The organism is Ignavibacteria bacterium (genome assembly GCA_013177855.1).
Classification (GTDB): domain Bacteria; phylum Bacteroidota; class Ignavibacteria; order Ch128b; family Ch128b; genus Ch128b.
This window is the reverse complement of record JABLYA010000002.1, coordinates 139,899-153,391: the sequence shown is the minus strand read 5'-3', so window position 1 is coordinate 153,391 and position 13,493 is coordinate 139,899. Positions and strand designations below refer to the sequence as shown.

Sequence of the window (13,493 nt, the reverse complement as noted above, 5' to 3'; positions counted from 1 at the left end):
GAGGTGAATGTTTATGGAAGGGTTCGTATACATTCACCAGCAATAAACAATTTAAGACAAATTGATAGATCGTCAATTTTAATTGGTGTTAACAAAGATCAGGTATATGATTACAAAAAAGATGCGGATACAGAAATTCAACCTTATAATGTACAAAGCCCTGAGAAAAGCGATTATGAAATTTTTGGCGCATTTAATAATGCTTATTCAAATTTACCGCCAAACTTTCTTGTCAGACTTTCAGTTTATGGGTGGCAGAATCAGAGTTATGTAATCTGTAAATTCACTGTGGTTAATCGCGAGAATTCTACTCTTACTCCGTTTATAGGAATTGAATTTATTCCACAGCCTGATGGAACTTATGGACTTGAAACAGTTAAATTCAATTTGCCAAATTACATTGGTTATTCTTTCAGAGGAACAAGTCCTCTGGTCGGATACAAAATATTTTCACAACCAACTTATTCATTTAGAGTAATTGATTGGACGGCTTCTTATTATGATCCTGACTCACTTCTCTGGGGATATTTAACTTATGGTAACTTTGATACTTCCTTTGTTGCCGGCGGTGATGGTTCAGTTGCTATTTTAACTCAAGAACCTGTAACCATTCAGCCCAATGATTCTGCTCATTTTTGGGTTGGGATTGCAGTTGGAAGTGATGAGACACAATTGATTAATAATATGGAACAAGCCTACGCAAAATACACAACCCTGACAACAGTAAATGATGGAATAAATCCTTACTCCTACGAATTAAAACAAAATTATCCCAATCCATTCAATCCAAAGACTATGATTGAGTTCTCAATTCCAGAAAAGCAAAATGTTGAGTTATCTGTTTATAATTCTCTTGGACAAAAAGTAAAAACTTTGGTTAATAGAGAACTTGATGCGGGAAAACATTTTGTTGAATTTGATGCTTCTGAATTGACATCTGGTATCTACTTTTACAAACTAAGCTCTGGTCAATTTACATCAATTAAAAAAATGGTTCTATTGAAATAATGAAAAACATAATCTTAGCCAGGTACAATTCGATTCCAAAGAAGCAGCGTAAACTTGCTGATTATTTTTTAGAAAACCTTGATGTAATTCCTTTTCTAAACATTTACGAAATCTCAGAAGCCACACAGTTTAGTGTGGCTTCTATTGTTAGATTTACTCAACGGCTTGGGTTCAAAGGTTATAGTGAATTTAGATCAGAGTTATTGAAAGGATTGCAAAAAAATCTTAAAAAGCTTGAAATGTTTCCTTCAATTAAAGTGAATGAATTGAAGGAGCACATGTTAGTAGCAGTTGCAAATCAGGAAATTAAAAACATAAACGAAACTCTTCAATTAATTGATAAAAGTACTTTTGACTCAGTGATTGATTTGATATTAAAATCGGAAAGAGTTTTTACGATGGGGTTAGGCATTTCGTATCTACTTTCGCAGATACTTTCTTATCAATTAAATCAGGTAGGGATAGATTCAAGTTTCTTGAGAAGTGATACATCTACATTTTATGATCAAATTCTTTTTATGACAAATAAAGATTTGCTAATTGCTTTTTCATTTCCGCCATACTCAGTTGAAACAATTGAAGCTGCAAAATTCGCTAAAGAAAGGAAAATTAAGATTGTTGCAATTACAAATAAGAGTTCCGCACCATTAACATTTCATTCAACACACTCACTAATTGTAAAAAGTGAGAATATGCTATTTACCAATTCTTTCTCAGCCATATCTGTTTTGATCAATGCCATAGCGACTGAATGTGCAAAGAGGGATAAAAAGAGAGCCGAGAAAATTTTGAATGAGTTTAATTTAATAATGAAAAGATTTAATCAAGTAATAACCTAAGGAAGAGGTGGGTTATGAAAAAATTAATTTTATTTTTTTTAGTTATTGGTTCGAATTTAATTGCTGGGGTTACGGGTAAACTTGTTGGAACTGTAAAAGACGCAGAAACGAAAGAACCAGTTATAGGGGCAAATGTAATTTTAGTCGGAACAAATTTAGGTGCTGCAACCGATGTTAATGGAAGATTTGTTATTCTCAACATTCCTCCGGGTGTTTATTCAGTAAGAGTAAGCTCGATTGGTTATGAGGCTGTAATAGTTGAGAATGTAAAAATAATTATAGATCAAACGACTGAAATTTCAGTTCAGCTAAAACAAACAGATATTGTATTGCAGGAAGTTTATGTTGTCGCGAAGACTCCAATGATTCAAAAAGATATGACGAGTTCAATATCAATCATTACGAGAGAAAAAATTGAAGCACTTCCTGTTTCAAGATTTACAGATATATTAACTCTTCAAGCAGGCGTTGTAGGTGAAGGGACAGCAATTCATGTTCGTGGTGGAAGAACAAATGAAGTCGCTTACCTTGTAGATGGAATGTATGTCAAAGATCCTTTACTCGGTCGGCTTGCAACTGATATTAACAATGATGCAATTCAAGAGATGACTTTACTTTCAGGGACTTTTAATGCAGAATATGGAAATGCTATGAGCAGTGTTGTTAACATTGTAACTCGTGAAGGAACTGACAGATTTTCCGGCAAACTTGAATTTAGGACGAGCGATTTTGGCTTGAGTCCATACGATAAATTTGATGAAAATAGATTGAATGCAAGTTTGAGTGGACCAATTTTTACAAATAAACTAAAATATTTTGTCTCCTTTGATCGAGATAATCGAGGAAGTTATCTCCCATTTGGCTATAATAAAGTTTCTACTTTTTTCTCAAAGTTGACCACAACTCATATTCCCTCAATTAAGATAACTTTGTCCAATAGAGGAAGTAAAGGCAGAAGGCAAAATTATTCACATGAATTTAAATACATACCCGAACAATATTTGAGAATAAGAACAGACAGTTGGCAGACAGCTTTGACCTTTACTCACACATTATCGCCGAGACTTTTTTACGATTTCAGAGCTTCTTATTTCAATCAAGGCTTTTATTCTGGAATTGATAAAGATACTTCTCAATATTTATCAGTAAGTCAGAGAGAATATTTTCCGAATATTGGTAACGGATTCGAATTTTACTCTAAAGCCGATCCTCTTGAGATGACGGACAGCCGTACGGTAACTGCAGATTTTAAAATAGATTTCCAATGGCAGGCTTCAGAAATTCATGAATTGAAATTCGGAGGACAATTTAAAAAGCACTGGATACGCTATTGGAACATTTACGATCCTAAAAGAAATTTCCCTTATATAAATAATTACAAAACTTATCCATTTGAATTTGCAACCTACATACAAGATAAAATTGAATATCCTTATTTAATAATTAATCTTGGGCTCCGTTTTGATTACTTAAATGCAAATGTTGAATTCAGACAAAATCCATTAGATCCAAATTCAATTGTTAAAGTTAAACCGAGATATCAGTTAAGCCCGAGAGTGGGTATTGCACATCCGATTTCTGACAGAACAAAATTACATTTTTCTTATGGACATTTCTTTCAAAACCCAGACTTTGAGTTTCTGTTTGAGAATAAACAATATGATTTAAATGTGAGAGAACCTCTCTTTGGTCAACCTTCACTTGATGCACAAAGAACTGTTGCCTATGAAGTTGGTTTGTCTCATCAATTTTCTGAAAGAATGGCGGCTCACCTTGTTGCATATTACAAAGATGTAACGGGATTAATAGGTACACGATATTATTTCCCTTACTTTGAAGGAAGATATGTCGGATATACTCTTTATGTAAATGAAGACTATGCTAATATTAAAGGACTTGAATTAACAATTGATGTTCGACCCGATAGATATTTTTCTGGTGGTTTAACTTATACTTATTCCGTTGCTAAGGGCAGTGCATCTTCTGAAACAGAGCAGTATCCCGGAACTCAAGAATCAACATTGCTCTATTACTTAGATTTTGATAAAACCCATGTATTAAATGCAACTGCAACTTTCACAATTCCAGAAAATGAAGGACCAGAGTTTTCGGGATTAAAACTTTTTTCAAATACAGATTATAGTTTGATTTTCAAAGCTAGCAGTGGTTATCCTTATACTCCGAGTGGAAGAGACATAGGGTTTGTTGTTAAAAATTCTCTCCGAAGACCTGCTACTTATACAATCGATCTACAACTTGGTAAAGAGATTAAATTGATAAAAAACTCAAAGCTCAGAATTTTTGCTGAAATCTATAATCTCACTAATCGAAAGAATGTTATTTATGTTTATCCTGATACCGGGGATCCTGAATACACATTTGTAGGCGGTCATTCTGAAGAATGGATGAAAAATCCAGCAAATTATGGTCCGCCAAGAATTATAAGATTAGGAATGGGAATTAAATTTTAATCAATCAGAAATTGAAGAGTTTGATATGAAAAAAGTATTTATAGTCATTTTGATTTTTTTGTCAATCTCTGCTCTTTATTCTCAACAGAGCAAGAAAGAAATCGAAGAAATGGAAAGATTAAGAGCTCTTGAGAAATCAGAGGGAATAATAGATCGAGCAGGTGGGGTACATAATGCGAGTAATATTGGTTTGTTTTTTGAAAACAGAGGTAAACTTTATCCAAGAAGATTATCACAGGGACCATCCGGTGAATTTCCAATAAATAGTGGAAAACATTATATCTATCGAATAAATCCGTTCATTGGCGTACCGGATAATGTTGTTCAGGGAAGATTTACAACCAACGAAGAGTGGGAAGCAGTTGGTGGTTATCATAATCCGCAGCTTGCAAAAATTGCAATGAGTGATAAACCCGATACCTGGCATCCAGTTAATGGCTGGCCTATTAAAGATCAATATGGAAATCCAATCTTTAAATCCGATCAGGATAGTTACTGTGTTTTTAGTGACAGCAATAATTCAAAGTCAATACTTGGATTGGAAGTTCATCAAATTGGATACACTTATGGAGTAAAGTTTGCTCAGAATATTATTTTTTATAAGTACTTGGTAATTAATAAGGGCAAAAAAGATCTTGATAGTCTTTACTTCGCTATGTATTGTGATATTGATGTTGGTAATGTAAGCGGCGGCGTCCCGGAGTATGCTGATGATAAGATTGGATTTTTGAAAGAAAAGAATTTTCTCTATTTCTATGATGCTAAAGGATATTCAAGAGAGTGGCCCGATGGAAAAACAGGGTATTTTGGTGTTGCTTTTTTAAGAACGCCTGAAGTTAATGGTGTACAACTTGGCATTACTGATATGCACTATAATCTCTACGATGATGATAGAGATATTGATTCTATACAATACTGGATAATGTCAAGTGATCCGAGATTATATAATAATCCAACTCTGGGTCCTAAATATTTTCATCTTGGTCCTAATCCAAATATTCATTATGATGATCCTAATACAATTCCCGCTTCAGGACTTGATATTGTTGCAACCATTAGCTCTGGTCCTTATAAATTAAATGTAGGCGATACTCTTGTTTTTATTACTGCAATAATTGCAGGTGATGATTACGATGATGCAATAAGATATCTCGATAATGCTTATAAAATTATCGAGTTTGATTTTGAAATTAGCAAACCGCCGGCTACACCAACTCTAACAGGCTGGGCAGGTGATAGAAGAGTAATTTTAATATGGGATGATAAAGCAGAAAAATCTAAAGATAGTTTTAGCGGAGAATATGATTTTGAAGGTTATCGTGTTTACAAAAGTCTTGACAAAGGCGTAAACTGGCAAAAGTTAGCCGACTACGATTTACCTAATAAAATTGGTCTCGATCGAGGTTTACGATATTCATACATTGATACTTTAGTTGTAAACGGTATTGAATACTGGTATTGCGTAACATCTTATGATCGTGGTGATACGCTTGTTGGTGCGAGTCTCGAAAGTCCTCTTGGTAAAGATACTTCAGCTATAAATACGATCGCAGTTATTCCTTATTCTAAACAAATCGGTAGGATATCTGTTAGCTCGGATACTGTAGCTTATATTGGTACTGGAAATTCAAATTATCAATTGATTGTAGATCCTACTGATAAAGATGAACTTGCTGGTGGAACTTACGAACTAAAATTTTCCTATGTACAAAGAACAGAGAGGGGCAAACTTTTAACTAAAGTCACACCCATTATTACAGATTCATCCAGAACAGAACCCAAACGATATGGAATTGAATTTATTTCAAAAACCCAATTTCATTTAATTGATCTTTACACAGGTGATTACATCGCACCTGATCCTAAAAGCTATCTATCAGGAGCGACTTATACAGTAAATCCAGGAATGCGAATTAAAATCGAAGATCCAGATCCAACAGTTCCAGCAGAATTTAAACCAAAAGCAGGTGACTATATTACATTAAACTTTGCTGCTACTGTAGTTAAAAATGGGTCGGATACACTGATAAATCAGAGACCATTCTGGCTGAATACACCATATTCAACACCAGATGGAATTTTGTTTTCGCTTGTTCCGCCAGATGTAATCAGAAATCTTTCGCGTGTAAGTGGTTCTGACTTTATGAAAATTATCCCATCTGTTTCAGATACAACCGCATTAAAGAATATGATGTATCTAATTTCAGTTGAGAGCAATGGATTTGTGAATGGCGCCGGCTTTATCAGTGTACTCGTTCGAAATGAAAGATTAGATACAATTATGAAAAAAGATACAATCAGAAATTTAGAGTCGATTACATTCAACGGAATTAATGTTCGTTTTGAATTTCAATCAAATAATCCACCATCGCGAGGAAATGTATTTTCATTTGAAACAGTTGTTCCTGTTTTACCAAATTTAAGAGATGCTTATAGATTTTCTATTCTTCCATCAAGAATTGAGTCGAAGGTGATAAAAGAAAACTTAAGCAAGATTAAAGTCGTTCCAAATCCTTATGTGGTTTCTTCTTTATTTGAACCAGAATTTGGCGAATTGAGAAGAGAACCACTTAGACAATTACAATTTATTAATCTGCCAAATGAATGCACTATCTACATATTTACATTGGATGGAGATTTAATAAAAACAATATATCATAATTCTAATACTGGGACAGCAATCTGGGATTTGAGAGCGGAAGGGGGAAGAGAAATTAGCACGGGAATTTATCTTTATGTTGTTAAAACGAGTGTAGGTGAATATCTCAATCGATTTGCAGTAATTAAATAAAATTTGGAGGAGCTATGAAAAGAGTTTTTATTTTGGTTTTAGTTTTGTCCATCAATTTAATTGCTCAAAATCCAAATCTTGGAACATCTGGAGCTCAGTTTTTACAAATCCCTATAGGAGCAAGAAACGCTGCACTTGGTTCTGCAGTTGTTGGTCTAACGGATGATGCTTCAGCAGTATTCTGGAATCCAGCCGGTATTGCAAATGTTCAATCAACTTCTTTTCATTTTACTTTTTTCAACTGGTTCAAATTTTTTGATGTTAATGCTTTCGCAGTTGCGAAAAATTTCGGTGATTTTGGAATACTTGGTGCAAGCATTATCGTTTTGAATATGGAAAAGATGGAGATTACAACTGAATTAGAACCAAATGGAACGGGAAGATTTTTTGATGCGCAGGATATGGCAATTGGGTTAACTTATGCAAGAAATTTGACTGATAGATTTCGATTTGGTTTGACTATGAAATATATTTATCAAAGAATATGGAACGAGACTTCTAATGGAATCGCCTTTGATATTGGGACACAATACACATTAGATTTTCAAAATTTAACTATTGCAATGTCAATGACAAACTTTGGCCCTGATTTGAATATGTCCGGTCCAGATTTAAATGTAGTTCACGATAGAAATAATAACTTTCCTTTAAACAGATTAACCCCTGCTCGACTGGTAACCGATGACTATCCTTTGCCTTTACATTTTCAAGTGGGCATTGGAATGGACTTATTTAAAACCGAATTCTTTAAGTCTCGAATTGGGATTGATGCTTCTCACCCAAATGACAATAAAGAAAGAATTCATTTCGGTTCAGAGTTTACTTTCTTTGATATGCTTTCAATTCGAGGCGGATACAAATACAATTATGATGATGAAAACTTTACACTTGGCGGTGGGATAAAAACTGTTTTTGCTGATTATAAATTATCGTTTGATTACAGTTACTCGGCATTTAAAATTTTACCAAATGTTCATCGTATCTCTTTGAACTTTGAATTTTAAAGATTATTAATAATAAACTTTAGATCTGAACAGGTTTATAGAAATTCTTGATTTAAGTTGATAAAGGGAAAAATCATTAGAGCACGAGAGATTGTCTTTTAATTTACATTCTGAGGCTCGAAATAATTATTCTTTAATCTCGATAAAACATTTTATTATTGATCAAAAAAATTATTGACATGAGTTTTCATAAAATTTTCTTAATTATTTTAATTATCCTTACAGAACTTCTTTACTCACAGGGCTACATTTGTGCAATTGGTGGAGGAAGTGAAAATTACAACGATTGGAGCGATGAACCTTACCGCTGGATTGTGCAAAAATCAGATAGCGGAAAAATTATCATCTTAAGCTATTCAGATGCATCCAGCTGGTTACCAAATTATTTTATGTGGCTTGGTGCTGATACTGCATATAATAAAACAATTTCTTCAACTACAATAGCTAATCTTCAGTCAACTTACGATGAACTTATTACTGCGAAAGCTATTTTTCTCAGAGGTGGAGATCAATGGCAGTACATTAGATTGTGGAAAGGGACAAAAACAGAAGATGCAATTAAATATGTCTTTCAGAATGGTGGTGTAATTGCTGGAACAAGTGCTGGCGCAATGGTACTTGGTGAATTTGATTTCAGCGCTCAAAATGGTTCTGCCTATCCTGATGAAGCTTTGCTGAATCCCTTCTATTCAAGAATGAAATTCGAAAATAATTTTTTAAATCTAATGCCAAATGTTTTGATTGATACACATTTAATGGAAAGAGGTCGACACGGCAGATTAATTGCAATGTTATATAATATTTTTTATACATATGGGAAAAAAATAATCGGAGCCGGAATTGATGACAGAACAGCGATTTGTATTTATCCTGATAAATCAGCAGTCGTAATGGGAAGCGGCTCGGTAGCAGTTTTTTATTTCGATGGTAAAACCAAACTATCTGAGTTCACAAACAATAAATACACAATTGAAAATCTTCGCGGTCATCTCTTAACTAAAAACTGGAAATTTGATTTTCAGAATCTTGACATTTTAGAAGTTCCTGCCTCAGCAAAAGTACTGGATAGTTCTGCTGGCTTTAGTTTTTCAAAGACAAATTTTTATCTAACTGGAAATAACGATATTAGTTTACATACCAATCAGAATCTTTCTCAATTTTTAATTAGTAATAATTCAACAAATATTTTACTTATAACTCACCCAGGATTTTCTGGAACAAACACAATCATAAATTATCTTCAATCAAATAATTACAATTACTCAGTCTTATATCTCGATAGTTTAGTATTGAATATTCCCGAAGAAGCATCAAAAATTTCAGCAGCAACCTGCTTTATAATTGCAGGTGATTCATTAAAACATCTGACTTTGCTAAATCAACAAGGAACATTGTTATCTGATTCTTTTTATTCAAGCATTAATCAATCAAAGCCAATATTTTTCTTCGGGAATTCTGGAAAGATTGCGGGTCAATTTTATGTTGATAATGTTGATTTAGATAATCTTGCCTCGTTTAGAGGAAGAATGACTAATAATAATGGTCTTTCAATTTTTGATGATTTAATTTTTCAACCAATGATTTATGAAAATTCGAATTTCTACGAGAATCGGATGAGCTCTGTTTTGTGGGGTATGATGAGAAATAGAAAAAGATTCGGGTTATATCTGAACGGGACTGGCAGAGTTGAGATTTCAAAATTTGATTCATCACTATCTGGGAATGTATCAATACCATATTTAATCATTGATGCACGAGATGCACTTTATATCGATTCATCAACATATAGAGCAAGCGGAAGTGTCGGTCCAAGACAGGTTGTTGCAATTGATAAATTTAGGATTTCAATTACAAATCATTCGCAAATAAAATATTTATTTAATAAAGGGAAATTTGATCAATTAACATCGGTCAATGAACTTAGTGAAGAAGTTGAATTTGAACCATTTGAACTGCATCAAAATTTCCCAAATCCTTTTAACAATGAAACAAAAATTAGATTTACATTTAGATCGGATAAACAAAAATTTGTTTCACTAAAAGTTTTTAACATTCTTGGACAGAATGTAAAAGTTTTATTTAATGATTTTCTAAATGCTGGGTATTATGAACTTGATTTCAAGGCAACTGATCTGCCAAATGGAATTTATTTTTTAAGACTTGAGATTGATAATTATTCTCAAACAAGAAAAATGGTTTTATTAAAGTAATCAACTCAAGTATTTTAATCTTTTTGAAAAATTAAAAATCAAGGACTTTATATGTTTAGAGTTTTGCTAATTCTTTTTGCTTATTTATCATTACTTTTTTCTCAAGATACTCCGCTCGAGAAATCCAATTTCACCCGTCTGACTTCTTATGAGGAACTGAAAAAGTATGTTGCTGAAATTGACAAAAATTCGAGATTGATTAAAAAAGAAGTTCTTACAACTACTAATGAAGGAAGAGAAATTTACATACTTTATTTTTCAAAAGGCGATTTTGGTAAAAACAAAAACAAACTGAAAATATTATTTTTTGCACAACAGCATGGAAATGAGCAATCTGGTAAAGAAGGGGTTCTATTCTTAATTAAAGAACTTCTTAAGAAAGAAAATCACTATTTATTTGATCGTATTGATTTCGCTCTAATCCCCCAGATGAATCCAGATGGTTCTGAAAAAAATCAGCGGAGAAATTCTAATGGAGTTGACTTAAACAGAAATCATTTAATTCTTACAGAAAATGAAACAAAAGCTCTTCACAAACTTTTTAATAAATACAATTTTGAAGTAACTTTAGATGTACACGAGTATTTCCCATATTCAAATGACTGGAAAGAATTTGATTATTACAAGAATGCCGATGAACAACTGGGTCTTTTGACTAACCTAAATATCAATGAAAAGTTAAGATCTTATCAAAAGAAAAAAGTTTTACCATTCATAGAAAATTATCTGAAAGCAAAAAATTATACTTTCTGTGAATATGTTGTAGGTGGTCCACCTGACAAGGAAAGACTAAGACACAGCACAGTCGATATAAATGATGGTAGACAAAGTTTTGGAATCTTAAATACTCTGTCATTTATTCTTGAAGGTAAAAATGGCAGAGATTTCTATCTTGATAATATTGAGAGAAGAGCAAAGGGACAATGTGAAACAATGCTTGGTCTTTTGAAATTCTGTTATCAAAATCAGAAAGAAATTAAAAAACTTGTCGAAGCCGCAAGAAAAGATATTCTTAAAAAGGACAGCGTAATTGTTCGATCAGACCACTTCCCTGATGGTCAGTCATTCAAATTACCAGTAAAGTTAGTTGGTGAAGAAAAAGATACAATCATTTCAATTTCAAATTATCATCCGGTAATTGAAAGCTTGTTGAAAATAAAAATTCCATTTGCTTACTTAATTCCAAAGAATGATGAATTATTAGTAGAATTTATTCAAGATCATAATTTGAGGTACTCGGAAATCATTCCTGATGATAAAGTGATAAGTAGATATGAAGTTATAAACATTGATTCGATCTTAATTGAGGGGGAATATTTAGTTGATATTCAAATTCAAGAGCAAAGAGTAAATAAAGAAGAACTTGGACAAGAATATATTTTAATACCAACTGATCAACTAAAGAAAAATTTAATTGTTCTTGCATTAGAACCGCAATCAATGAGCGGATTAGTTCAATATGAAAAATTCAGATATCTTTATAATTGTAAAAACTATCCAATATTAAAGATTGAATAATCAACCCACCTCTTAGTAATTTTCTAAGATATCAAATATATTTGTATACATTTGTTAGTTTTCAAAGTGGAGGAATTATGATTAAGAGAATTTTTTTGATGTTGAGTGCTCTGATTGTTACATCCTACGCTCAATTTATTAAACCGCAACTTAAGTTTGTTGAAGATACTTATGATTTTGGAAAGATCAGACAGAATGATGTTGTTCAGCATACATTTGAATTTTACAATGCTGGCGGCGATACATTAAAGATTCTTGATATCTCTGCTTCCTGTGGTTGTTCTGTTGGAACACTTAAGAAAAAAGAATATGCTGCTGGAGAAAGAGGTTTTCTTGATGTTCGTTTCGATACTCACGGTAAATTTGGAAATCAAGTTCAGAGAATTTATTTAAGAACTAATGAACCTGATAATCCGACAAAAGTAATAACAATCAAAGCTCAAGTTTACATTGATACGACTGGTGCTCCCAAAATTTTCTTTGATAAGTTGTTTCACAATTTTGGAAAAGTAGAAGAAGGTAAGATATACGAGACATCGTTTGCTTTCACAAATACAGGTCAGGGCGTTCTTGAAATAGTTGATATTCACTCCTCATGCGGATGTGCTGCCGCAATTCCAAAGAAAAGAAAATTAAATCCCGGCGATATAAGTGAAATAAGAGTTGAGTTCAATTCAACAAATTATAATGGATTGGTTACAAGATATGTGACAATCCGTTCGAATGATCCATCAAATCCAGAAGTAATTTTGACAATTCAAGCAGATGTTTATAGAAAATAATGGAGGGTTTTTAAATGGCTTGGTTTAGAAGAACTAAAAGCGGAATCGAAAGCGACTCAAAGAAAAAAGAAATTCCTGATGGAATGTGGACAAAGTGTGATAAGTGCGGCGAGATAATTCATAAAAAGCAACTTGAGCAACACGCTTACACCTGTCCCAAATGCAATTATCACTTTAGAATCGGAAGTGCCGAGTACATTGAAATTTTGTTTGACGAAAAATCTTTCAAAGAGATGGACAAAAAAATGATGTCCGACGACCCATTGAATTTCGTCGATACAAAACCTTATAAACAAAGAATAAAAGAGGCGATTAAAACAACAGGATTATATGATGCAGTAAGAACAGGTACTGGCAAAATAAATGGTCATAATGTAGTTGCTGCAATAATGGATTTTGCTTTTATTGGTGGAAGTATGGGTTCAGTGGTTGGAGAAAAAATTGCTCGTGCGATTCAGAAATCAATTAAGACTAAGTATCCGTTAATTATTATTTCAAAAAGCGGCGGTGCCAGAATGATGGAAGGTGCTCTTTCACTTATGCAGCTTGCAAAGACTTCTGCATTGCTCACAAAACTTGCTGAAGCAAAAGTGCCTTATATCTCTGTATTAACAGATCCAACAACTGGCGGTACCACCGCAAGCTATGCAATGCTCGGCGATGTAAATATTGCTGAACCTGGTGCATTAATTGGATTTGCCGGACCACGAGTTATAAAACAAGCAACTGGCAAAGACCTTCCTCCGGGTTTCCAGACATCTGAATTTTTACTTGAAAAAGGATTTATTGATTTCATTTGTCACAGAAAAGAATTAAAATCAAAAATTACACAGTTGCTTGATTTATTTGCAAGCTAAATTGATAGGCTCT

The 13,493-nt window shown here is 33.1% G+C and carries 9 protein-coding genes; all 9 read left to right on the top strand.

What is annotated here, in order from left to right; all coding sequences use genetic code 11:
- Positions 1–3: 3 nt before the first annotated feature.
- Positions 4–1,008, top strand: coding sequence for a T9SS type A sorting domain-containing protein (locus tag HPY57_11845; protein NPV12468.1), 1,005 nt, complete (start codon positions 4–6; stop codon positions 1,006–1,008).
- Positions 1,008–1,847, top strand: a complete 840-nt coding sequence (locus tag HPY57_11840; GenBank protein ID NPV12467.1) for a MurR/RpiR family transcriptional regulator — start codon at positions 1,008–1,010, stop codon at positions 1,845–1,847. The genes HPY57_11845 and HPY57_11840 overlap by 1 nt, the downstream gene beginning before the upstream one ends.
- Before the next feature lie 14 nt (positions 1,848–1,861).
- Complete coding sequence (locus HPY57_11835) at positions 1,862–4,318, top strand: TonB-dependent receptor (protein ID NPV12466.1); 2,457 nt, start codon at positions 1,862–1,864, stop codon at positions 4,316–4,318.
- A gap of 25 nt (positions 4,319–4,343) precedes the next feature.
- On the top strand, positions 4,344–7,109 hold the full coding sequence (locus tag HPY57_11830; protein NPV12465.1) for a hypothetical protein: 2,766 nt from the start codon (positions 4,344–4,346) through the stop codon (positions 7,107–7,109).
- A 14-nt stretch (positions 7,110–7,123) separates the two neighbouring features.
- Positions 7,124–8,113, top strand: coding sequence for a PorV/PorQ family protein (locus HPY57_11825; GenBank protein ID NPV12464.1), 990 nt, complete (start codon positions 7,124–7,126; stop codon positions 8,111–8,113).
- Positions 8,114–8,292: 179 nt separating this feature from the next.
- The gene (locus HPY57_11820) at positions 8,293–10,323 is read left to right on the top strand and encodes a type 1 glutamine amidotransferase-like domain-containing protein (GenBank protein NPV12463.1); all 2,031 of its coding nucleotides are present in this window, start codon (positions 8,293–8,295) and stop codon (positions 10,321–10,323) included.
- Between the two features lie 51 nt (positions 10,324–10,374).
- Positions 10,375–11,841 carry a hypothetical protein gene (locus tag HPY57_11815; protein NPV12462.1) on the top strand — a complete coding sequence of 489 codons (1,467 nt, stop codon included), beginning with the start codon at positions 10,375–10,377 and terminating at the stop codon, positions 11,839–11,841.
- 77 nt (positions 11,842–11,918) lie between these two features.
- Positions 11,919–12,623: a DUF1573 domain-containing protein gene (locus HPY57_11810; protein NPV12461.1), complete on the top strand. Its 705-nt coding sequence runs from the start codon at positions 11,919–11,921 to the stop codon at positions 12,621–12,623.
- A 14-nt stretch (positions 12,624–12,637) separates the two neighbouring features.
- Positions 12,638–13,480, top strand: a complete 843-nt coding sequence (locus HPY57_11805; protein ID NPV12460.1) for an acetyl-CoA carboxylase carboxyltransferase subunit beta — start codon at positions 12,638–12,640, stop codon at positions 13,478–13,480.
- Positions 13,481–13,493 lie beyond the last annotated feature (13 nt).